This is a genomic window from Petropleomorpha daqingensis (genome assembly GCF_013408985.1).
GTDB classification, from domain to species: Bacteria; Actinomycetota; Actinomycetes; order Mycobacteriales; family Geodermatophilaceae; genus Petropleomorpha; species Petropleomorpha daqingensis.
The window spans coordinates 4048943-4070985 of sequence record NZ_JACBZT010000001.1 but is presented as its reverse complement, the minus strand read 5'-3'; the positions used below and the strand labels follow the sequence as shown (position 1 = coordinate 4070985).

The 22043-nt window shown below is 75.7% G+C and carries 21 protein-coding genes; 6 read left to right on the top strand and 15 right to left on the bottom strand.

Annotated elements, in window-relative coordinates; translation table 11 throughout:
• Window positions 1-2: 2 nt before the first annotated feature.
• The 7 genes from GGQ55_RS20180 to mraZ form a co-directional block, all read right to left on the bottom strand.
• On the bottom strand, window positions 3-383 hold the full coding sequence (locus tag GGQ55_RS20180) for a DUF6221 family protein (RefSeq protein ID WP_179719804.1): 381 nt from the start codon (window positions 381-383) through the stop codon (window positions 3-5).
• A 98-nt stretch (window positions 384-481) separates the two neighbouring features.
• Complete coding sequence (locus GGQ55_RS20175) at window positions 482-1633, bottom strand: IS630 family transposase (protein WP_179719802.1); 1152 nt, start codon at window positions 1631-1633, stop codon at window positions 482-484.
• A gap of 112 nt (window positions 1634-1745) precedes the next feature.
• Window positions 1746-3152 (bottom strand): HNH endonuclease signature motif containing protein, encoded by a 1407-nt coding sequence (locus GGQ55_RS20170; RefSeq protein WP_179719800.1) that lies wholly within the window; start codon window positions 3150-3152, stop codon window positions 1746-1748.
• Window positions 3153-3209: 57 nt separating this feature from the next.
• Entirely contained in the window at window positions 3210-5042 is a 1833-nt protein-coding gene (locus GGQ55_RS20165) for a peptidoglycan D,D-transpeptidase FtsI family protein (protein WP_179719798.1), read from the bottom strand.
• Window positions 5043-5045: 3 nt separating this feature from the next.
• Complete coding sequence (gene ftsL / locus GGQ55_RS20160) at window positions 5046-5573, bottom strand: cell division protein FtsL (RefSeq protein WP_179719796.1); 528 nt, start codon at window positions 5571-5573, stop codon at window positions 5046-5048.
• Window positions 5570-6547 carry a 16S rRNA (cytosine(1402)-N(4))-methyltransferase RsmH gene (gene rsmH, locus GGQ55_RS20155; RefSeq protein WP_179719794.1) on the bottom strand — a complete coding sequence of 326 codons (978 nt, stop codon included), beginning with the start codon at window positions 6545-6547 and terminating at the stop codon, window positions 5570-5572. Before rsmH ends, ftsL begins: the two co-directional genes overlap by 4 nt.
• A 371-nt stretch (window positions 6548-6918) precedes the next feature.
• Complete coding sequence (gene mraZ / locus GGQ55_RS20150; RefSeq protein WP_179719792.1) at window positions 6919-7353, bottom strand: division/cell wall cluster transcriptional repressor MraZ; 435 nt, start codon at window positions 7351-7353, stop codon at window positions 6919-6921.
• Between the two features lie 271 nt (window positions 7354-7624).
• On the opposite strand from mraZ, the gene GGQ55_RS20145 reads away from it, so the two are divergent.
• Genes GGQ55_RS20145 through GGQ55_RS20135 form a run of 3 tightly spaced genes read left to right on the top strand, consistent with a single transcriptional unit; the run spans window position 7625 to window position 12389 of the window.
• The gene (locus GGQ55_RS20145) at window positions 7625-8608 is read left to right on the top strand and encodes an AAA family ATPase (RefSeq protein ID WP_179719790.1); all 984 of its coding nucleotides are present in this window, start codon (window positions 7625-7627) and stop codon (window positions 8606-8608) included.
• A 5-nt stretch (window positions 8609-8613) separates the two neighbouring features.
• A complete protein-coding gene (locus GGQ55_RS20140; protein ID WP_366489813.1) occupies window positions 8614-9990 on the top strand; it encodes a DUF58 domain-containing protein in 1377 nt (458 codons plus the stop codon).
• The gene (locus GGQ55_RS20135; RefSeq protein ID WP_179719788.1) at window positions 9987-12389 is read left to right on the top strand and encodes a transglutaminase TgpA family protein; all 2403 of its coding nucleotides are present in this window, start codon (window positions 9987-9989) and stop codon (window positions 12387-12389) included. The genes GGQ55_RS20140 and GGQ55_RS20135 overlap by 4 nt, the downstream gene beginning before the upstream one ends.
• 165 nt (window positions 12390-12554) lie before the next feature.
• Here the strand turns inward: GGQ55_RS20135 and GGQ55_RS20130 are convergent, their stop codons facing one another.
• From GGQ55_RS20130 to GGQ55_RS20105, 6 genes are all read right to left on the bottom strand, one after another.
• Window positions 12555-12956, bottom strand: coding sequence for an SCO2097 family morphological protein (locus tag GGQ55_RS20130; RefSeq protein ID WP_179719786.1), 402 nt, complete (start codon window positions 12954-12956; stop codon window positions 12555-12557).
• A gap of 154 nt (window positions 12957-13110) precedes the next feature.
• Complete coding sequence (gene dinB, locus GGQ55_RS20125; protein WP_366489811.1) at window positions 13111-14388, bottom strand: DNA polymerase IV; 1278 nt, start codon at window positions 14386-14388, stop codon at window positions 13111-13113.
• Between the two features lie 52 nt (window positions 14389-14440).
• Window positions 14441-15172, bottom strand: a complete 732-nt coding sequence (locus GGQ55_RS20120; RefSeq protein ID WP_218859356.1) for a glycosyltransferase — start codon at window positions 15170-15172, stop codon at window positions 14441-14443.
• A 12-nt stretch (window positions 15173-15184) separates the two neighbouring features.
• Window positions 15185-15799 carry an SAM-dependent methyltransferase gene (locus tag GGQ55_RS20115; RefSeq protein ID WP_179719784.1) on the bottom strand — a complete coding sequence of 205 codons (615 nt, stop codon included), beginning with the start codon at window positions 15797-15799 and terminating at the stop codon, window positions 15185-15187.
• Window positions 15796-16560, bottom strand: coding sequence for a PIG-L deacetylase family protein (locus GGQ55_RS20110; RefSeq protein ID WP_179719782.1), 765 nt, complete (start codon window positions 16558-16560; stop codon window positions 15796-15798). The genes GGQ55_RS20115 and GGQ55_RS20110 overlap by 4 nt, the downstream gene beginning before the upstream one ends.
• Complete coding sequence (locus GGQ55_RS20105) at window positions 16557-17519, bottom strand: acyl-CoA dehydrogenase family protein (protein ID WP_366489808.1); 963 nt, start codon at window positions 17517-17519, stop codon at window positions 16557-16559. The genes GGQ55_RS20110 and GGQ55_RS20105 overlap by 4 nt, the downstream gene beginning before the upstream one ends.
• Window positions 17520-17656: 137 nt before the next feature.
• Between GGQ55_RS20105 and GGQ55_RS20100 the strand changes: the two genes are divergently transcribed.
• The 3 genes from GGQ55_RS20100 to GGQ55_RS20090 are packed head-to-tail and all read left to right on the top strand — an operon-like array spanning window position 17657 to window position 20114.
• On the top strand, window positions 17657-17947 hold the full coding sequence (locus GGQ55_RS20100) for a BatC protein (RefSeq protein WP_179719780.1): 291 nt from the start codon (window positions 17657-17659) through the stop codon (window positions 17945-17947).
• A complete protein-coding gene (locus GGQ55_RS20095) occupies window positions 17944-19212 on the top strand; it encodes a cupin domain-containing protein (RefSeq protein ID WP_179719778.1) in 1269 nt (422 codons plus the stop codon). Before GGQ55_RS20100 ends, GGQ55_RS20095 begins: the two co-directional genes overlap by 4 nt.
• A complete protein-coding gene (locus tag GGQ55_RS20090; RefSeq protein WP_366489805.1) occupies window positions 19209-20114 on the top strand; it encodes a ferredoxin family protein in 906 nt (301 codons plus the stop codon). Before GGQ55_RS20095 ends, GGQ55_RS20090 begins: the two co-directional genes overlap by 4 nt.
• On the opposite strand, the gene GGQ55_RS20085 is transcribed toward GGQ55_RS20090, so the two are convergent.
• Window positions 20115-21290, bottom strand: coding sequence for an alkaline phosphatase family protein (locus tag GGQ55_RS20085; protein WP_179719776.1), 1176 nt, complete (start codon window positions 21288-21290; stop codon window positions 20115-20117). It abuts the gene before it with no gap.
• Window positions 21283-22023, bottom strand: coding sequence for a class I SAM-dependent methyltransferase (locus tag GGQ55_RS20080; protein WP_179719774.1), 741 nt, complete (start codon window positions 22021-22023; stop codon window positions 21283-21285). The genes GGQ55_RS20085 and GGQ55_RS20080 overlap by 8 nt, the downstream gene beginning before the upstream one ends.
• Between the last annotated feature and the right edge of the window lie 20 nt (window positions 22024-22043).

The window sequence follows — 22043 nt, the reverse complement described above, 5'->3', positions numbered from 1 at the left end:
GCTCAGGGGCGCCACTCCGGCCGGTAGTCCCGGTGGGCGGCATACGGCACGGCGAGGTAGGCGAGCGTCGCGCAACCGATCCCCTCGGGGCCGCCCTCGTCGCAGCGGCCCGTTCCGGTCCCGCAGGCCGCGTGCAGCCTCACGATCTGCCGCTTGGCGTGGACGTCGGCCCGGACGCGGGCGCAGGACAGGCCGAGGTAGTGCGCTCCGCGGAAGTCGACGAGACCGATCCACGGCTGGTCGGTGTAGCAGCACCGCTCGGCAGTCCGCTCGTCGTCGTCGAGGCGGGCCCGGACGAACTCGGCGAGGTCGAGACCTGCCGTGGCCTTGCGCGTGCCCCTTCGGAGGCGAGGCTGTCGAGGGAGCTGGTCTGTTCTGGTCACGCCCTGACGACGCATCCCGCGCGGCGGGATGACGTGGGCGTCGGCTCGTCGACATGGGGACGAGCCGACATGTCTGCTCGCCGGCATCTAGTGCCGCATCAGGCAACCTTCGCCCGCTTGATGGTCGAGGCTCGCTTGATCACCTTGCGCAGCCGGGGGTCGGTGGCGTGTTGGTTTCGCCAGGCGATGTAGCGACGGATCATCCGGCCCTGCTCGGCGTGGGTCTGGTGGTCGGTGCCATCGAGGGTGAAGTAGCGCAGCGCGGTGAACTGCGGCTCGATCCGGTTGAGCCAGGAGCAGTAGAAGGGCACGTAGGCGAACTCGACGTTATTCTCGAGTGCCCAGCGGCCCACCCGGTCGTCTTTGCGGGTGGACAGGTGCGGGCTGTAGTTGTCCAGCACGATGCCCAGCCGCACCTCGGGCGGATAGAGGGCCCGTAGATACCGGCAGAAGGCCAGGAACTGGGTGCGGCCCTTCCGGGTTTTGACGTGGCCGTAGAGCCGGTCGCGGTGCGGATCCAGGGCTGCGAGCAGGTGCCGCACGCCTTGGGTGCGGAAGTAGACCGCCCGCCGGCGGCGACGCCGCGGCGCCGCCGGATCGCCCCGGCCGGCGGCGATCGGTGCCCAGTGCTTGCCCGGCCGTGGTTGCAGGTTCAGCGGGCCGAACTCGTCGAAGCAGAAGATCACCGTCGGATCGCCGGGCCCCGGCTCGACGCTGCCATCGGCGATGGAATACAGCTGCAGCACCCGGCTGGACTCGGCCTCGAAGTCCGGATCGGTGCTGCTCTTCCAGGTCTTCACGGCTTGAAAGCTGACGTCCGCGTCGCGGAGCACGGCGCGCAGGCCCTCGTGCGAGATGTCGTCGACCACCCCCTCGGCCACCAGGAAGTCCGCCAGCTTGGCCAGGCTCCAGGTGGAAAACGGCAGCTCGTGATCGGCCGGGCGGGACAGCGCGATCTTCTTGATCTCATTGCGCTGCTTGAGGTCGAACCGGGGTGGCCGCCCGCCGGCATAGCGGGGATACAGCGAGTCGAAGCCGTCGGTGTTGAAGTTGTGCAGCACGTCGCGGACCCGGTCCGGGCTGGTGAAGGTGACCGCGGCGATCTTGGCCACCGGCATCCGCTGGGCCGACAGCAGCACCATCTGCGCCCGGCGCCAGGTCACCACCGACCCGGTGCCACGGCGCACGATGCGCAGCAGTCGGTTGCCCTCGTCGGTGCTGATCGGCCGAACCTGCACCTGCTGGGTCATCTCGCATCTCCTGCGGGGAAGTCAGGATCAGACGAGACGACCGTTCCAGCGTTCAAGATCGACCGACACCCCACCCAGCGCCGCTACCGGGCAAAGGTAGGCAGCCGCGGCACTAGAACGGCGGCGGGTCGGGATCGGGTGGCGGCGAGGGTGGTCGTCGGCGCATCGCCCAGGGTTGGGTGGTCCGGGTGATGCCGGACGGGGTGGTGACGTGCAGGGTGCCGTCGGGTTCCATGCGGAACAGCCAGCCCTTGGCCAAGGTCTTGAGCCGGTGGTGGTGCCGGCACAAGCAGCACAGGTTGGTGCAGGTGGTCGGGCCGCCCTCGGCGTGGGGGACGACGTGGTCGTGGTCGGCCCAGCCGGCCCGCTCGGGGCAGAAGGGATAGCGGCAGCCCCGGTCGCGGGTGTTCACGAGAGCCCGCTGGCTGCGGGTGGGGGTGTAGGACTCGGTCGGGGGCGGCGGGTCGGCGCCCTGGCCGCGCATGACCCGCCGCTGCAGCTGTTCCAGGTCCAGGGTGGCGATGATCCGGCCGTCAGCGTCGGTGATCGCGAAGGTCAGCTGCCCACCGTCGGGGGTGTGCACGCCGAGTGCGCCGACGCGACGCAGCAGGTCGGCCAGCTGGGCCGGGGTGATCGCGTGCCCGCTGACCTCGCCCGGCTGGGCCGATGTGCCTTCGAGTGATTCGAGGGCCGCGGTGATGGTGAGGCTGGTGCGCACCCCGGCCGCATCAAGGGCGGCGCCCCGGATGAGCAGCGAGTGGATCTCGCAGCGGATCTGCCCGATCGGCCGCGGATCGCCGTCCTGCTTGGCCATCACCGCGAGGGTGCTGATGAACTCCTTGCCCTCGGCGGCCTCTTCGGCGTCCATCTCCGCGCTGAAGGTGGCCCGCCCGTCGGCGCCGGGCTCGACCCACACGTCGGAGGCTTTCGCGGCCAGCTCGCGCCGCTCATCGGCCTCCTCCGGGTCCAGCTCGAGCAGTACGGCCAGGATGCGCTTCTTCAGCGCGTCGAACCCCAACCTGCTCGCTTCGGGCAGCACCACCTGCTCAACCCGCCAGGCAAGCCGCGAGGCGGTGTGCTCGAGGGTGTCGGCGAAGATCTGCGCCCGCCGCTCCTCTAGCTCCCCGCCCTTGAGCGCCGCGAAGGTGGCCGGCAGGCTGTCGCGCCAGGTGAACGCACGGGTCGCCTTGTGCGCGGCGGTGCCGCGGCCGACCCCGAGGACGGCGGCCAGCTCGTCGACGAAGAACTCCGACACCCCGGGGAACTCCGACCGCGCCGACATCCAATAGGTCTTGGCCGCACCGGGGTGATCCGGCGGCGGATCCTCCTCGTCCGGGCACAGCTCGGCCAGCCGCAGGATGAATTCGGCCTCCTCGGCCGCCGCCCGCGACCGCTGCCGCTGGATCAGCTGCAGCCAGGCCGCCGTCCGCTCCTTGGGTGGGCGCGCGGCAGCCGCCCGGTGCGACTCGTAGACGACGTCGATCACGAACGAAGGCTCGTGATCGGCGGTCGTCGTCATGACCGCAAACTACGGAGGGGGTACGACAGTTTTCGCAGCTCAGCGGATCGGCTCAGGTCACGGACCGTCGAGCTTGAACTCCGGCGGCGAGGCTCCCGACGGCACCACGCCGCCGGCCGTCAGCGCGTAGCTCATGATGTCGTGGAACACCGGCGCGGCGGTCTCCCCGCCCTCCTCGGAGCTGGTCGGGCGCTCCAGGTTGACCGCGATCACGTACTGCGGGTCGTCGGCCGGCGCGAACCCGGCGAAGGTCGTCACGTAGCCGCCCCCGGCGTAGCTGCCGGTGTCGGGGTTGGCCCGCTGCGCCGTCCCGGTCTTGCCCGCCACGAGGAAGCCGTCGATCGCGGCGGTCGGGGCGGTGCCGTGCCGGCTCACCACCGACTCGAGCATGTAGGTCATCTGCGACGCGGTGTGCTCGCTGATCACGCGGGTGCCGTCCGGCGTCCCCTCGCGGGTGACCCGGCCGTCGGCGGCGGTGACGGACTGGACGATCCGCGGCGGGATGCGCACGCCCCCGTTGGCGATGGTCTGGTAGATCGAGGCCAGCTGCAGGGTGGTGACCGAGACGCCCTGGCCGATCGGCACGTTGGCCGCCCGGCTGTCGGTCCAGTCCGACGACTTCTGGAGGATGCCCGGGCTCTCCGCGGGCAGCTCGATCCCCGTCCGGCTGCCGACGCCGAACGCGCGCAGGTACTTCTCCAGCGTCTCGTCGCCCACCTGGCGGGTCAGCATGATCGTCCCGATGTTGCTGGAGTGGGCCATGATCCCGGTGACCGTCCACTGGACGGGTGCGTGGTCGTGGGCGTCCTGCACCACGACGTCCCCGGCCTGGATGTGGCCGGGCACGGTCAGCACCGTGTCCGGGGTGGCCACGCCCTCCTCGAGGACCGCCGAGAGGCTCACCGCCTTCATCACCGAGCCGGGCTCGAAGACGTCGGACACGGCCGGGTTGCCCAGCAGGTTCGGATCGGTCTCGTTGTAGTGCCCCGGGTCGTAGCCGGGGCAGGAGGCCATGGCCTTGACCTCGCCGGTGTGCACGTCCAGCACCACGGCGGACGCCCGGGTCGTGGCGCCGTCGCTGCACGCCTGGGCCAGCCGTTGCTCCACGACGTACTGCAGGTCCTCGTCGATGGTGAGGGCCACCGAGCTGCCGTCGACCGCGGGTGTGGACTCGTCGATGCCCGCCGGGATCGGGTTGCCGCCGCTGCCCACCTCGACCCGCCGCTGGCCGTTCGTGCCGGCCAGCCGGTCCTGGAAGCGCCGCTCGACGCCGGCCAGCCCGTCGCCGTCCGCACCGATGAAGCCGACCACCTGCCCACCGACCGCCCCGGCCGGGTAGAGCCGCTGCGGGTCGTCCTCGAAGGAGATGCCGGCCAGCCCGAGCGCCTGGATGGCGTCGGTGGTCTGCGGCGACACGTGCCGGGCGAGGACGACGTAGCGGCCGCTGCCGGACAGCTTGTCGGCGAGGCCGGCGGCCGGGACGTCGAGCAGCGCGGCCAGCTTCTGCGCGGTGCGCTGCGCGTTCTTGACCACGGTGGGGTCGGCGACCACGCGGTTGGCGTCGACGGTGTAGGCGAGGGTCCGGCCCGAGCTGTCGACGATCGCCCCGCGCAGCGCAGCGATCGGGTACGTGCGCAGCCGGTCCTGCTGGGCGGCGTTGGCGTAGGTCGCGCCGTCGACGCCCTGGACGAACACCAGCTTGACCAGGACGGTGGTGAGGAGCAGGACGAGGACGACCAGGCCCACCTTGTTGCGCAGCGCGCGCTGGGCCAGGCTGAGGCCGCCGCGGGAGCGCCGGCTGCCGGGCGGGCGCCGCGGGGTGAACGGGCTGTCCGCGCGCGGGGCCGGGCGCTGCGGGCCGCGCCGGACCGGCCCGAGGGTGTTCGTCACCGGTCAGTCCCCCGCCCGGTCGGGGACGGCCGGGGAGGACGACGACGCGGGCGGCGGGGCGACGGGTTCCGGCGCGGGCTGGGCGGTGCCGCGCACGGTGGAGCTGCCGTCGGGCTGGATGACCAGGTAGGCCGGGGGCCCGGCCGGCACCATCCCCGCCTTCGCGGCGTCGCCGGCCAGCTGCTCCGGCGTGCTGCCGTTCACGACCCGCTGCTGCAGCCGCTGGATGTCCTGCTCGCGCTGGGCGTTCTCGGTGCGCAGCTGGGTGGCCTTGAGCGAGTCGACGGCGATCGCGGTGTTGAGGAACAGCAGGCCCAGCGTGGTGCCGAGCAGCAGGGCGACGACGAGCAGCACGAACGGCGCGCGCCGGCGCGGACCCGACCGCAGCCGGCGGCCCGTCTCGCCGTCCGGCACGACCCACAGGTGCGGGCGGATCGGGGTGCTGCGCAGGGTGCCGGTGCGCACCGCCCCGGTGCGGTGCGGGCGCGGTGTGGTGGACCGCGTCGTCGTCCGGCGGGCTGGGGTGGTCACGCGGCCCGCCGGATGCGCTCGGCGGCACGGACCCGGGCCGAGGCGGCACGGGGGTTCACCGCCGTCTCGGCGTCGGAGGCGGCCTCCCCGCCGCGGGTGAGCAGCCGCAGCACCGGGCTGTGCTCGGGCAGCGGCACCGGCAGCTCGGGCGGGGTGGAGTCGGTCGCGCCGGCGGCCAGGGTCTGCTTGACGATGCGGTCCTCGAGCGAGTGGAAGGTGATCACCGCGATCCGGCCGCCGACGGCGAGCGCGTCGATCGCCGCGGGCAGGGCGCGGGTCAGCGCGCCGAGCTCGTCGTTGACCTCGATCCGCAACGCCTGGAAGGTCCGCTTCGCGGGGTGGCCGCCGGTGCGCCGGGTGGCGGCCGGGATCGAGGAGCGGACCAGCTCGGCCAGGCGGCCGGTGCCGGTGAACGGCTCGCGGGCCCGCTCGCGCACGATCGCCCCGGCGATCCGCGCGGCGAAGCGCTCCTCGCCGTAGACCCGCAGCACCCGGGCCAGGTCGGCGGCGGAGTAGGTGTTGACGACGTCGGCGGCGGTGAGCGGCCCGGCCTTGTCCATCCGCATGTCCAGCGGGGCGTCGGCGGCGTAGCTGAAGCCGCGCTCGTTCGTGTCCAGCTGCAGCGAGGAGACGCCCAGGTCGAACAGCACCGCCTGCACCTCGGCCAGGCCGAGCCGGTCGAGGACGTCGGGCAGCTCGTCGAAGACGGCGGGGACGACGGTGGCCCGGTCGGCGAAGCCGGCCGCCTCGAGCCGCCGGGTGGCCTCGGCGCGCGCGTCGGGGTCGCGGTCCAGCCCGACCAGCCGCAGGCCGGGGTGGGCGGTGAGCAGCGCCAGGGAGTGGCCGGCCAGGCCGAGCGTGGCGTCGACCAGGACGGCGCCCTCCGCCGCGCACGCCGGGCGGAGCAGTTCGGCGACGCGGTCGAGCAGCACGGGCACGTGCACCGGCACCGGTGCCCCACCAGTGCTGCTCATCGTCGACCGCCTCTCGAACTCAGACGTCTGCCCCCGATCGTGACGCAGGACGGCCCGAGGCCGTGGGAAGCGCGCGGGGAGCGGCGTGGGGCGTGGTGGAGGAAGTGGGGCGCAGTGGAGGACGTGGGGCGGAATGGGGCGACCTGCCGTGACGAGAGGGGGAGCCCGCCCCCCGCGGGGCCCGCCTGGCGCCGGGGAAGAGCGTCAGGTGGGTCCCCGCGGGGACGGGAGAGTCCGCCACGCCTTTCCGTCCCGGGTGCGAGGACCGAGCCGCGGGGAAGGCGGTTCGGGCCGGTTCCGGTCGAGCCGCGGGGAAGGCGGTTCGAACGAGCACACGGGGCTCCGGGCTGGAGCGGACCAGGTCTCGGGGGTCACGACAGGGTCGGCATCCCCTCGCTCTCCATGTCGGCGAAGGCCGCTTCCTGCTCGGCCACGTAGGCGTCCCAGGTGGCGGAGTCCCAGATCTCGAAGCGGGTGTCGACCCCGACCACGACCACGTCGCGGTCCAGGCCGGCGTACTCCCGCAGGCCCGCGGGGATGGTGATGCGGCCGGTCTTGTCCGGCTCGACCTCGACCATCGACCCGAAGCCCAGGCGGGCGCGCATGCGGGCGGCGGCGGTGTCGGCGGGAGCCATGGCGGCGATGGCGGCGCTCTGCTCGGCGACCCGACCCATGGTCAGGCCGTAGATGCAGCGCTCCTGGCCCTTCTTGATCACCATGCCCTCTGCCACCTGCTCCCGGAAGCGGACGGGCAGGGCGAGCCGGCCCTTCTCGTCGAGGCGCAGCGGATAGCTGCCGACGAACACCGGATCACCCCCGTCACTGGATCTCCCCCTCCGAGATGAGGGACCGCTGCGCGGATCCCCCACGTTCGGGAACCGCTCCCCACCGGGCGACACAGTAACCCACTAGCCCCCACTGGACACCACTCGACGCCGTGTCGTGACCTTCGCGCTCCCCCGTCGGCGGCCCAGGTCAGGGCCTCGGAGGCCCGGTGGGGCCCGGTGGGGAGGCAGGTGGGAGGGAGTGGAGCGCAGGACTGAACCTGGAGCGGGTCCGGGCACGTACCTTGTAGACGTGACGGAGACGACACGGACCGCCGACGGAACGGCCGGTCGCTCGGTCGACGTCGCAGCGGAGGGCACGCGGATCGCGGCCAACATCGGCCGGGTGATCGAGGGCAAGCCGGACGTCGTCCGCCTCGCCCTGGTGGTGCTGCTCGCGGAGGGTCACCTGCTCATCGAGGACGTGCCCGGCGTCGGCAAGACGACCCTGGCCAAGGCGCTGGCCGCCTCGATCGACGCCACCGTGCGGCGGATCCAGTTCACCCCCGACCTGCTGCCGAGCGACGTGACCGGCGTGAGCGTCTACGACCAGGAGACGCGCGAGTTCGAGTTCAAGCCCGGCGCGATCTTCGCCAACCTGGTCGTCGCCGACGAGATCAACCGCGCCTCGCCCAAGACCCAGTCGGCCCTCCTCGAGTGCATGGAGGAGCGGCAGGTCACCGTCGACGGCGTCAGCTACGAGCTGGCCCGGCCGTTCCTGGTGATGGCGACGCAGAACCCGATCGAGATGGAGGGGACCTACCCCCTCCCCGAGGCCCAGCGCGACCGCTTCACCGCGCGGGTGTCGATGGGCTACCCCGACCGCGAGGCCGAGCTGGCCATGCTCGACGAGCGGGCCACCACCGACCCGCTGACCACGCTGCCCGCCGTGGCCGACGCCGCGACGATCAAGGAGCTCATCACCGCGGTCGGCACGCTGCACGTCGCCGAGGCCGTCCGGCGGTACGTCGTCGCGCTGGTCGACGCCACCCGCCGCTCCCCCGACCTGCGCGTCGGCGCCTCGCCGCGCGCCGGGCTGCAGCTGCTCCGGGCCGCCCGGGCCGCCGCGGCCCTGGCCGGCCGCGACCACGTGCTGCCCGACGACGTGCAGGCGCTCGCCGTCCCGGTCCTGGCGCACCGGCTGCTGCTCACCGCGGACGCCACTCTCGCCCGGCGCTCGGCCGAGCAGGTCGTGCACGACCTGCTCGCCACCGTGCCGGTTCCGCGCGGACGCTGACCGCGGTGCGCGGTCGGGTCGGGGCGGCGCTGTCCTCCCTCACCGTGCGGGGCCGCTGCCTCGTCGCGGCCGGCGGCACGCTGCTCCTGCTCGGGATGCTGCTGGGCGAGCGGTCGCTGGTCCAGCTCGCCGTGTTCGTGCTCGCGCTGCCGCTGCTGTCGGCGGCTGCCGTCGCCCGCGAGCGGTTCCGGCTGGCCTCGCGGCGCACCGTGACGCCGTCCCGGGTGCCCCGCGGCCAGGACGCCGACGTCCTGCTCGAGGTGACCAACGCCGACCGGCGGACCGGCGGGCTGTGGCTGCTGGCCGAGCAGCTGCCCTCCGAGCTGGGCGCGTCGCCGCGGTTCGTCGTCGAGCGGCTGGGCGGCGGCGAGACGGCGGCCCTGGGCTACCAGGTGCACGGTTCGCGCCGGGGGCGGCACACCCTCGGGCCGCTGCGGCTGCGGCTGGTCGACCCGTTCGGCCTGGTCATGCGCAGCGCGGCCGGCGCCGACACCGTGTCGCTGCTCGTCGTCCCGCGGGTGCGCCCGCTCGGGCCCGGCGGCCCGGCGGGCGGGCACGGCGGCGGGGGCGACGGCAGCCGGCGGTCGATCGCCGTCCACGGTGAGGACGACGTCAGCGTGCGGGAGTACCGGCACGGCGACGACCTGCGCAAGGTCCACTGGCGGACCACCGCGCGCACCGGTGAGCTCATGGTCCGGCTCGAGGAGCGGCCGTGGCGGGCGCAGGCCACGCTGCTGCTCGACACCCGCTCCCGCGCGCACCTGATCGCCAACCGCGACGCGACGGCCCGCGGCGGGGTCCCGGTCGCCGGGCCGCCCGGCGACGACAACCCGCCCCCGGACAGCCTCGAGTGGCTGGTGGAGGCGGCGGCGAGCATCGGCAGCGCCCTCGGCCGGCGCGGGGCGACCCTGCGCGTGGTCACCGAGGCCGGCGAGCTGGCCGTGGCCGGTCACCGCGGCGGGATGGACGCCGACACGCTGCTGGACGCGCTGGCCGCGGTCCGCCCCTCGAAGAACTCCGCCCTCGACACCGGGATCGAGGCGCTGCGCGAGGCCGCCGGAGACGGGCCGGTCGTCTGCCTGCTCGGCGCGGTCGGCGCGGACGACGTCGCCGACCTGGTCCGCTCGCGGTCGGGGCCCAGCACCGACTACGCCGTCCTGGTCGACGTCGGCAGCTGGGCCGACGCCGGGCTGCTGCGCGGGCGGCGGGCGCCGTCCGACGCGGCCCGCGCCGAGCTGGACCGGCAGCGGGACGACGCCGTGACGCTGCTGCGCGCGGCCGGCTGGCACGTGGCGATCGCCCGCGCCGACGTCACGGTGGACCAGGTCTGGGCCGAGCTGACCGAGACGGCGCCCGCGCGCGGCGTGGGGGTGCCGGCGTGAACCGCGAGGACATCGGCTCGGCCGTCGCGGCGGCGGTCGCGACCCTCCTCGGGGCGTTCGCGCTCAAGCCGGTGTACGCCACCGGCGCCTGGTTCCCGCCGGTGCTCGCCACGGTGGTCGTCGTCCTGGCCGGGGGGCTGCTGCTGCGCGCGGCCGGTCCGGCGCTGTGGACCCGGTTCGCCGGGGACCGGCCCGTGCCGGGCAAGCTCGGCGGCCTCGCCGTCCCGCTGGTGCCGATCGGCCAGATGGTGCTGGTCGGCTGCCTGCTCACCGCGCTGTACGCGCCGCGGGACGCGTTCCTCGGCGTGATCCCGACGCCGACCAGCATCCGGGCGCTGGGCGCCGTGCTCTCCGACGGATCGGCCGAGATGCGCGAGCAGGCGACGCCCGCGCTGCCGCTGCACGGGCTGCTCGCGCTGACCGTCGTCCTGGTCGGGCTGGTCGCCATCGCGATCGACCTGGTGGCGGTCGCCGGCCGGCAGCCGGCCCTGGCCGGCCTCGGGCTGCTGATCTTCTACTGCGTGCCGGTCGCCACGATCACCGGCGGCATCGGGCTCACGGCCATCGCCGCGCCGGCGGCGGGGCTGGGTCTGCTGCTGTGGGCCGACCAGAACCGCCGGCTGGCCCGCCGCAACCGGTCGGGACGGCGCACCCTGCTGGGCACCGGCACGCTGCTCGCGGTGCGCACCGGCGTGTTCGCGCTCGCCGCCGGGCTGGTGATCGGCGCGCTGGTGCCGACGCTGACCGAGGGCTCGCTGACCACAGGCCTGGGCGGCGGCGAGGGCGGCGGCAGCTCGACCGGCACCTCGCTGGACCCGGTCGCGGCGCTGCAGGGCCAGCTCACCCTGCCCGACCCGATCGACCTGCTGCGGGTCGACGCCTCGGTCGACGACCCCGGCTACCTGCGGGCGGTCTCGCTGGACCGGTACGACGCGAACAAGGGCTGGTCGCTGTCCAACCTCGACGGCGAGCGCTCGATCGCCGACCGCGGCTCGCTGGCGCCGTTGCCGAGCGACGAGCAGTCCCGCCGGGTCACCGAGTCGATCACCGTGCTCGGGCACGACGACCGGTTCATGCCCGTGCCGAACTCGCCGCTGACGGTCGCGGTGCACGACGGCGACAGCCGCAACTGGCGCTTCGACGAGACCACCGGCACGGTCTTCGGCCGCAACGTCACCACGGCCGGGCTCAGCTACGAGGTGACCGCCAGCGAGCCGGAGCCCAGCACCGCGCTGCTGGAGGCCTCCCCCGCTCTGCCGCAGACCAACCCGGTGCAGAACCAGTACACCCAGCTGCCGCTGCTCAACCCCAGCGTCGCCTCGCTCGTCCGCGACCTCGTCGCCGACGCCAGGACGCCCTACGACAAGGTGCGGGCCATCCACGGCTTCCTCACCAACCGGGCCAACGGCTTCGTGTACAGCCTCTCGACCGCCCCGGGCACCAGTGGCGACGACCTGACCGACTTCCTGCGACTGCGCCGCGGTTACTGCGAGCAGTACGCCGGCGCGATGGCGGTCATGGTCCGCGCGGCCGGCGTCCCGGCCCGGGTCGCGCTCGGCTACACCCCCGGCAAGGAGGCGAGCGACGGCACCCGGCTGATCACCAGCGACGACGCGCACGCCTGGGTCGAGGTCTACTTCGCCGACCTGGGCTGGGTGCCCTTCGACCCGACGCCGATCTCCGCCGACCGCGCGGTGCAGCTGCCCTGGGCGCCGCGCGCCGACGCCCCGCAGAACAACGAGCCGCTGCCCACCGCGGCCGCGCCGACCGGACCCACCCAGGCCGGCCCCACCAAGCAGCTGGACCCCGACAACACCTTCAGGCCGCTGAACCTCCCCCAGTCCTCGACGGCCGCCTGGCTGCGCCCGACGCTCCTGTTCGGCGGTGGAACGCTGGTGCTGCTCGCCGTGATCGCCACCCCGGCGCTGATCCGGCGGCTGCAGCGGCGCAGACGTCTGTCCGACGGCGCACCCGCGGCGCTGTGGGACGAGCTGGCGGCGACCGCGGTGGACCTCGGGATCCCCGTGCACCCGGCGTGGACGCCCCGGCAGACGGCGCGGCAGCTGGCCGGCGTGGTCAACCGCACCGACGGGGCTTCGGCGGGTCGGGCGGTCCGCCGTCCGGACACCGATCCCGCGGCGGTGGACGCGCTGCGCCGGCTGGCCCTCGCTGAGGAGGCGTCGAGCTACGCCCGCCCCGGCACCGTGTCGGCCGATCCCGAGCTGGTCGCGGCGCTGCGCGCGGCACGCCGGGGTCTGGTGCGGGCCACCCCGCCACGGACCCGGGCGCTCGCCGTCCTGTGGCCGTCGTCCCTGCTCACCGGCGCGGGCCGGCGCTGGGGCGACGCCCTGGGCCGCCGCGCCACCGGCCTGACCCGCCGCCGCCCGCGCACCGTCTGAGTTCCGGCAGCGTGGATCAGGTGACCTGATCGAACGCTGTCCTCCCGCACCAACGCTTGTGCGGGAGGACAGCCATTGGTGCGGGAGGACGGCGCCGCGGCCACCCCGGAACGCGAACGGCCGCCGTCCCTCGGGGGACGGCGGCCGTCGGCGGATGCGTGCGGGCTACTGGTCGTAGCGGCGGCGGAAGCGCTCCTCGAGGCGGGTCTTCAGCGGCTGCCGGCGGGGGCGGCCCTTGCGGCCGGTCGCCGGGCGGCTGCCCGAGGCGGGGGCGGCCCCGGCCTCGGGGGCGCCGGTGGCGTTCTTGTAGTTCAGGACGACGAGGATCGGCCCGCCTACGAACATCACCAGGAACCCGAAGACGCCGAGCAGCCACGACTGCGCGACGGCGCCGCCCACCAGGACGGCGAGGCCGACGACGACGAGCACGATGCCCAGTTGCAGCTTGCGGCGCGCCTTCAGCCGCCGATCACCGGACCGGACCGTGGAAGCGAACTTGGGATCGTCGTCGACGAGGGCGCGCTCGATCTGCTCCAGCAGTCTCTGTTCGTGCTCGGAGAGCGGCACGTCGACCTCCATACGGGCCTAGCCAGGTACCGCCGGCAGTCACCGCCGGCGGTGTCTCCGAGGATACGAGGGGATTGCGGGCTGCGAAAGGCGAGTCTGCGGCGACCCGCCGGGTTCTCGCGGTGATCACCCGCACGGGTGCCCCCGGAACCGGTCAGACCGCCTCGCTGCGGCCCGAGATCGGGCGTCTCGGCCGCTCCGGACGCGGGATCGGGCGGCTCGCCGCGAGGCCGCCGTCCCCCTCGCCGCGGGCCCACCGGTCCCGGTGCAGCAGCGTGGCGGGACGGACCGCGCCGGCGCCGAACCGGCGGGCGGCGCGGTCGGCGGCGAGCTCGGCCTCGCGGCGGCCGTGCTCGCGGGCGCCGAGCTCGAGCTGGCGGGGTGCGGAGTCGGCGTCGACCAGCCGCTCGGCCCGCACCCCCACCAGCCGGATCCGCGCCCGGTCCAGGCCGAGCGCGTCGAACAGCGTGCGGGCGGTGTCGTAGAGCTCCTGCCCGACGTCGGTGGGGACGGCGAGGGTCCGGCTCCGGGTGATCGTGGCGAAATCGGCGAAGCGGACCTTGATGCTCACCGTGCGAGCGAGCGCGCCGACCGAGCGCAACCGGCCGGCCGTGCGCTCGGCGAGCCGCAGCAGCTCGCGGTGGATCACCTGCGGGTCGTCGACGTCGGTGGCGAAGGTCTCCTCCGCCCCGGTCGAGCGCTCCGGCTCGTCGGGGACGACGCGCCGCGGGTCGCGCCCCCACGCCAGCTCGTGCAGGTGCGACCCCGCGGCCGCCCCGACCGCCCGCTGCAGGGTGCGGGCCGGCACGTGCGCGAGATCACCGACGGTGCGCAGCCCGAGCCGCAGCAGCTGCTCCTCGGTCTTGGGGCCCACGCCCCACAGCGCGCCCACCGGCAGCGGGTGCAGGAAGTCCATGACCTCGGCCGGGCGGACGACGAGCAGCCCGTCGGGCTTGGACGCGGTGGAGGCCAGCTTGGCCACGAACTTGGTCGGCGCCACCCCCACCGAGCAGGTGATGCCCTGCTCGTCGAAGACGCGGGCGCGGATGTACTCGCCGATCTCGGCGGCATCGCCCAGCCGGCGACCGGCGCCGGCGACGTCGAGGAAGGCCTCGTCGAGGGACAGCGGCTCGACCAGCGGCGTGATCGACCGGAACAGCGCCATGACCGAGCGGGAGACCTCGGCGTAGAGCCCCATGTCGCCGGGCAGCACCGTGGCCGTCGGGCACAGCCGCAGCGCCCGCGCGGTGGGCATGGCGGCGTGCACGCCGTAGCGGCGGGCCTCGTAGGTGGCCGAGGTGACCACCCCGCGGTTGCCCGCGCCGCCGACGATGACCGGCGTCCCGGCCAGCTCGGGGTGCCGCCGCACCTCGACGCTGGCGAAGAAGGCGTCCATGTCGACGTGCAGGACGGTGCACCCCTCCGCGCGCACGCTCACCTCCCGCTGTCGAACACCTGTTCGAGTACGGGAGGAGGGTAGCGCGTCAGCCCAGGTCGTACCCGGAGGCGAGCCGGTCGATGTCGTCGCCGACCCCGCCCCGCGCACGGGGACGACGCCGTGCCGAGGTCCGCACCGGGCTGGCGGCGGTCCGCAGCACCACGGCCCCCGAGGCCTCCAGCGCCCGCACCAGGGCGACGTCCTCGCCCACCGGGAGTGGGGGGAACCCGCCGCAGGCGACGTAGGCGCTCCCCCGCACCCCCAGGTTCGCCCCGTGGACGTGCGGGTGCACCGCCGCCGGGCCGGCGTCCCGCCACGCGCCGTAGGCCCGCTCGAACGCGGCCGCCGCCGCAGCCGGCACGCCGGTCCAGTCGTCGACCGCCACCGTCCCCACCACGGCGTCGCTCCCGGAAGCCGCGGCGATCTCGTGCAGCAGCACCCAGTCCGGCGCGACGGTGCTGTCGGCGTCGGTCGTGGCCAACCACAGCCGCTCGGGCGCGATCCCGGCGGCCACCGCGTCGGCGAGCAGCCAGCGCGCACCGGCGTCGCGTGCGGCGCCGACGTTCCCGCTGCCGCCCTCCAGCACCACGACCCCCGCTGCGGCGGCCACCTCCGCGGTGGCGTCCGTGCAGCCGTCGGCCACCACCACCACGACCACCGGGACCCCGGAACGGGCCGGGTGCGCCGCCGCCTCGCGGAGCGCCGCGAGGCAGGCCGGCAGCAGCGCCACCTCGTCCCGCGCGGGCACCACCAGCCCCAGGCGCGCGGCCTCAGCCACGCGCAGCCACGCTCACCACAGGCCCTCCGCAGCGGCCACGGATCCCGCCCGCGGGTCGGCGGCGGGGGCGGCCACCCAGCAGTCGAGCAGGAAGTCCGTCTCCTCGTGGACGGCGACCCGCGACCAGTCCAGCTCGCGCCGGAGGACCGCGTGGACGGCGTCCCCGGTCTGCGGGTAGTCGGTCACCGGGTGCCGCCAGTGCACGGCCAGCACCGTCCCACCGGGACCGATCGCTTCCCGGACGGCTGCGACGGCGGCCCGCAGGTCGTCGGGATCGAGGTAGTAGAGCACCTCCGAGAGGACGACGAGATCGCACGGCGGGAGCGGATCCGAGGGCAGCGCGCGCTGCTCGACGCGGACCCCGGGCAGCTCCGCGGTCCGCCGACGGGTCCGCTCGACCGCGGCGGCGCTGACGTCCCACGCCGTGAGCCGGTCGCACCGCTGCGCCAGCGCCGCCGTCAGCTCCCCCACCGAGCACCCCACCTCGACGGCCTCGGCGTAGCGACGTCGCGGCAGCACCGCCGTCGTCAGGGCGTACTTGCGCTGCTCGTACCAGCGGGAGCGCAGCGACCACGGGTCGTCCGTCGCGGCGTAGAGGTCGTCGAAGTAGGACCCGGGCAGACTCACGCGAACACCACCTCGACGTCCCGGTCGAAGTGCTCCAGCACCTCGGGCGGCAGGACGACGGCGTCCTCCGGGGCGGGCCCGAGCGGCCGGACCTGCGTGGCGAAGCACGCCACCGCGTCCCGGCGGGCCGCCTGCACCGCCGGGGGCAGCCGCACGAGCCGCGCGCGGTGCCAGGGCACCCGGGGGTCGTCCGGTCCGCTCCAGGTCCAGGTCCACACCGGGAAGGCCAGCAACGGGATCCCGTGCGCAGCGGCGGCCGCGCACGCGGCCCGTCCCACGGCCTCGTGGTCGGGGTGGGCGTCCCCGGACCAGGGAGCGAGGACGACGTCGACGCCCCGCGCCGCGGCCGTGACGGCGGCGGTCAGCTGGTCCTCGACCGCCGTGAGCGCCGAGTCGGGCAGCCGCAGGCGCACCGGATCGACCGGATCGACGCCGAGCGCGGCGAGCGCGGCGGCGGTCTCGGCGACGCGGCGACGGGCGAGCTCCGGCGGCTCGAGGACCGCCGACCCCGGATGGCTGGCCTCACCGTCGGTCGCGGCGAGCAGCCGCAGCGCGAGCCCGGCGCCGGCCAGCAGCCGCATCAGGCCTCCGACCGCGAGCACGTCGTCGTCGGGGTGGGCGGAGCAGACGAGGGCGGTGCGCCAGCCCGGGTCGGGCGCGAGCTCCGGCCAGTCCCGCCGCGCGAGCCACGCCCGCCAGACGGACTCCGGCGTCCCGGTGCCGGTCGCCGTCCCGGCGGGCGTCGGGCGGCCGCGGGTCACGTGCGGTTCTCCTCGCGCAGGGCCGCCCCCAGCGCGGCGACGTCCCGCTCGGCGTGGTGCTGGCGGAGGTAGACGGTGAGATCGGCGACCCGTGCCGCGTGCTCGCCGTCGTGCGCGAGCGGCGCGGCCCCGAGGGCGTGGCCGACCGTGGTCAGCACCTCCTCGGCCACGCGGGCGACGACGGCCCGGACGCGCAGCGCGCGCAGCCGGGCGGCGGGCAGGTCCACGGGAACGGCGTCGATCTCCCCGGCGGCGGCGTCGAGCACGGCCTGCGCCGTCCCGAGCGCGATCGCGCACGAACCGAGAGCGAGATCGAGCAGCGGGTCCGGCTCGCGCTCCGCGGCCGCCCGCTGGAGAGCCCCGGCCACGCCGCGGGCGCCGCCGAACCAGACCGCCGCCACCCCGATGCCGCCGTGCCAGAAGCCGGGCCGGCCGACATAGCCGCCGGGCGGCCCGATCGGCGTGGCGGGCACATCGGTGAACGTGACGTCGGCGGTGTCGCTGGCGTGCATGCCCGGACCGGCCCAGGCCGACGGGTCGACCTCCAGCCCGCCGCCGGTGAGGTCGACGAGGAAGAGCCGGGCGCCGTCGTCGGCGGTCGCGGTCACCAGAGCCCCGGTGAGCACCCGGGCGCCGGAGCACCAGGCCTTGCGCCCGTCCAGCCGCCACTCCGTCCCGGTCCACCGGGCCGACAGCCGCGCCGTCGGCGGCTCCGCGGCCCACACCCCCAGCCGGCTCCCCCGTTCGGGGAGCTGCCCGTCGAGCTCGGTGAGGACGGCGAGGGCGTCGGCGTGCCCCTCGGCGAGCCGGGCCAGCGGAAGGCTCCGCTCCCCCAACGCGGCGAAGGACCGCCAGCGGGCAGCCGTCGCACCCATGCCCGGCAGCGGCACTCCCCAGCCGCCGTCGAGCAGCTCACCGAAGGCGGTCGCGACTGCTTCGACGTCGCCGGATCCCAGCACGCCGCGCGGCTACCCGTGCCCTGGGCGACGCAATCCCGTCGCGCACGACCGAGCAGGTGTGGGCCCTGCTCCGGTGCGGTAGGAAGATCGCGAGCGGGCGCCTAGCGGAGGCGGCCGGGATCGAGAGCGGAGGAGCCATGGCGCTCGACGACGACGACATGACCAGCACGGAGGGCCCGGCCGACGGAGGCGCTGCAGGCACCCCCGGCCAGCACGACGGCGGCGCGGACGGCGGCGCGGACGGCGGGGCCGACGGCGGCGCCCGTGACGGTGGTGCCGACGGCGGCGCCCGTGACGGTGGCGCGGACGGCGGAGCCGATGGTGGGGCCGACGGCGGGGCCGATGGTGGGGCCGACGGCGGTGCGGACGGCGGCGCCGATGGCGGCGCTGACGGTGGTGCCGACGGCGGGGCCGACAGCGGCGCGTGAGCGAGGACCTTCCTGCCGCGGGCCGGACGGGGACCTCTCCCCGTCCGGCCCTGTGGCGCTGCACGCACACCGATCCCGAGGCGTTCGCCGCCGAGCGCTGGGCGCGCCGACCGCTGCTGGCCCGCGCCGAGGACACCGGTGAGTCCTTCGCCGACCTGCTCACCCTGGACGACGTCGACGAGCTCCTGAGCCGCCGCGGGCTGCGCACCCCGTTCCTGCGGATCGCCAAGGACGGCGCCGTCGTCGATCCCAAGCGCTTCACGACCTCCGGCGGCGCGGGCGCCGAGGTCGCCGACCAGGTCTCCTCCGACGCCGTGCTGCGGCTGTTCGCCGACGGGAGCACCGTCGTCCTGCAGGGACTGCACCGGCTCTGGCCGCCGCTGATCGAGTTCGCCGACCAGCTCGCCGCCGACCTCGGCCACCCGACGCAGGTCAACGCCTACATCACTCCCCCGTCCTCGCAGGGCTTCAGCCCGCACTACGACGTGCACGACGTGTTCGTGCTGCAGTTCGCCGGCGAGAAGCACTGGCGCATCCACGAGCCAGTGCTCGAGGCACCGCTGCGCACCCAGCCGTGGAACGACCGCGCGGCCGCCGTGGCCGCCGCCGCCGAGAACGACCCGGTGATCGACACGGTGCTGCGGCCCGGTGACGCCCTCTACCTGCCGCGCGGATACCTGCACTCGGCCCGGGCGCTGGGCGGGATCAGCGGGCACCTGACCATCGGCGTCCACTCGGTCACCCGCTGGACGGCCGCGGAGTCGGCGCTGGACGTCGTCCGCACCCTGGCCGCCGACGACCCGGAGCTGCGCCGCTCGCTGCCGCTGGGCGTGGACCTCGCCGACCCCGCCTCCGTCGCCGACGACGTCGCCGCGGTGATCGCGGGCCTGCGCGACTGGCTGACCCGGGTCGACCCCGCCGAGGTGGCCGACCGGGTCCGCGCCCGCACCTGGTCGCAGGTGCGGCCCGGGCCGGTCGCGCCGCTGGCGCAGTCCACCGCGGCTGCGGCGCTCGGCCCGGACAGCGTGCTGCAGCTGCGCCGCCGGCTGCGCTGCCGGCTGCTGCCCGCCGAGGGCGACCGGGTGACGCTGATCGCCGGGCGGCGCACGCACGACCTGCCCGCGACAACCGCGGCGGCGGTGGCCGAGCTGCTGGCGGTGGGCGAGCTCAAGGTGGCCGACCTCCCCGAGCTGGACGCGGCCGACCAGCTCACCCTGGCGCGACGGCTGGTTCTCGAGGGGATCGCCGTCGCCGGCGGGGCGTGACGCGTCCCGTCGGGCGGCTGGACCCCGCCCGCTGCTCGGTGCAGGCACTGGCCCGCGGTGACTCGATGGTGGCCACCGCCTCGCTGGCGCAGCGGTGGGTGCTCATCGAGCAGCCCGGCCCGTGGGGCCGCGACGCCCTGGCGCAGTCGCGGCTCGACGCCGAGGTGGCCCCGCTGCTGGCGCGCCGGTCGCGGGCGGAGAACGTGCGGCTGCTGCTGATCCGCCGTCCCGACGACCGGCTGACCGACTCCGGCCGCCGGTGGGCCTACGTCGACTCGCGGCCCGGCCGCGAAGGGCTGTGGTGGTCGGTGCGTGCCGACGACGCCGACCTGCTCGAGGTGCCGTGGGACGGCTCGGTGGGCGAGCCCGCGACCGGGCCGGTCTACCTGGTGTGCACGCACGGCGCGCACGACGCCTGCTGCGCGCTGCGCGGCCGGCCGCTGGCGCGCACCCTGCCGGCCCCCGGCCCGGCCGACGTGTGGGAGTGCAGCCACCTCGGCGGCGACCGGTTCGCCGCCAACGTCGTCGTCCTGCCGCACGGCTACTACTACGGGCAGGTGCCCGGCGACGGCGCCGAGCTGGTCGAGGCGCACACGCACGGCCGGGTCGCGCTGCCGTGGCTGCGCGGGCGGGCCGGACTGGCCCCGCCGGCGCAGGCCGCCCAGCAGCTGCTCCGCCCCGAGCTCGGACTGCTCGGCGTCGACGACCTGCGCACGGTCGCGCTGCGGCAGCTGCACGAGCCGGGCACCGAACCGGAGCGGTGGGAGGTCACCCTCGCCGCCCCCGACCGGGAGCTGACCGTCACCGTGGAGGGGCGGCCCTCCGACGTGGCCGCGCACCTGACCTGCCGCGCCCGGCACCCCGCGCACATGCGGATCTGGTCGCTGGAGTCGCGAGCCTGATCAGCCGAGCGCGCGGCCGCGGGCGGCGAGCAGCGGGACGGCGAGCTCGGTGGCGGTGAGCGAGCCGTGGTAGGCGGCCAGCCGGCTCGGCCCCGGCTCGCGGGTCGAGGCGGTCATCGCCCAGCTGCCCCGGGCGAGCGCGACGACGTCGCCGATCCGGTCGACCACGGCGTCGTCGACCGGGCCGAAGACCCCGCTGGCGATCGCCTCGTCGCGGCCGACCACCCAGGCGCGGTCGCCGAGCACCGCCCGCCAGCGGGCCAGCAGGTCGGTCGCGGCGCCGGGCAGCGCGTGCACGTAGCGCGCCCGCGGCTCGCCGGCCAGCAGCCGGACGCCATCGGTGAGGTCGGGCTGCTCGTCGACGTCCAGCCGAGTCCCGGCCGGGACGTCGACCATCCCGTGGTCGGCGGTGACCAGCAGGACGGCGTCGTCGGGCAGACCGGCGACCATCTGCTCGACGACGCGGTCGACGATCGCCAGCTGCCCACGCCAGCTGGGCGAGTCGACCCCGCGGACGTGCCCGGTGAGGTCGAGCTCAGGGATGTAGGCGTAGACCAGCGCGCGCGGCATCGCGGCCAGCGCGCGGACGGTGACCGCCGCCAGGTCGCCGGGGCTGACCGACGGCGCGTAGTCGGCCCCGCGGTAGGCCGCGCGGGTCAGCCCGGAGGCGGCGAAGGCGTACGGGCCGACCGAGGTGACCGCCACCCCGGCGGCGTCGGCCTGCTCGAAGACCGTGGACCGCGCCTGCCAGGCGTCGGGGTCGGGGTCGTCCTTCCACTGGGTGTGGTTGAGCAGCCGGTCCTCCCCCGGCACGGCGGTGACGAAGCCGAGGACGCCGTGGCTGCCCGGCGGCAGGCCGGTGCCGAACGAGGTGAGGCTGACCGGGGTGGTGCTCGGGCAGGGCGCCTCGAGGTCGCCGACCGGGCTGCGGAGCGCCGCCAGGGTCGGGGCGAGATCGGCGTGCGCGCGGATCAGGTCGGCGCCGAGGCCGTCGACGAGCAGGACGGCGACCCGGCGGGCACCGGCGAGGGCGGACGTGAGGTCCAGCGGATCGGCCGGCAGCCCGTCGCGCTCGACGGCGACGCCGAGCGCGGTGGCGACGCCGGGCAGCACGTCGGCGAGGGTGGCCGCGCCGTAGCGCGGCCGGACCAGGTCCGGCGGCAGGGCGTCACTCACGGACGGCGAGGACGTGCAGGCCGGTGGCGACGTCGCGGTAGGGCGACCGCTCGGCCAGTGCCAGCTCCAGCGCGCGGACGGCGGCCGGGTCGGCGCCCGCGTCGGCGTCGAGCAGGTCGGCGACGACGGCGACGCCGCGCCAGCTGCCCGGGCGCAGGCCGGCGTCCGCGACGAGCGCGAGCAGCTCGTCCGGCCCGAACCTCCTGCGGGCCGGACGGGAGCGGCCGGGCGAGGGATCGCGGTCCTCGAGCAGGGCGAGCGCCTCGACCGGGTGCCCGGACAGGGCCCGGGCCAGGACGGCGCCGGCCCGGTTCGCCGTCGCCACGCTCACCTGGCCGCCGGGCCGCAGCGCCCCGGCGATCTCCCGGAGGGTGACCGCCGGGTCGTCGACGACCTCGAGCACGGAGTGGCACAGCGCCAGGTCGTAGCCGCCGTCGCCGAGGGCGGGCAGCACCTCGTGCAGGAGGTCGCCGTCCCCCTGGACGCCGCGGACGTCGCCGGCGACGCCGGCGTTGCCGGCCCGCCGGGCCAGGGTGGCGAGGGCATCGGCGCTGGGGTCGACGACGGTCACCTCGTGCCCGAGCGCGGCCAGCGGGACGGCGAAGATGCCGCTGCCGCCGCCGACGTCGAGCACCCGCAGCCGGCCGCCGGCGCCGACGACCGGGTCGAGCGCGGCCCACACCGCCGCGGCGCGCGGGGACAGTTGCTCGGCAGCGGTCGGGGCGGGCGGCACCCGGCGAGCCTAGCGGCGGG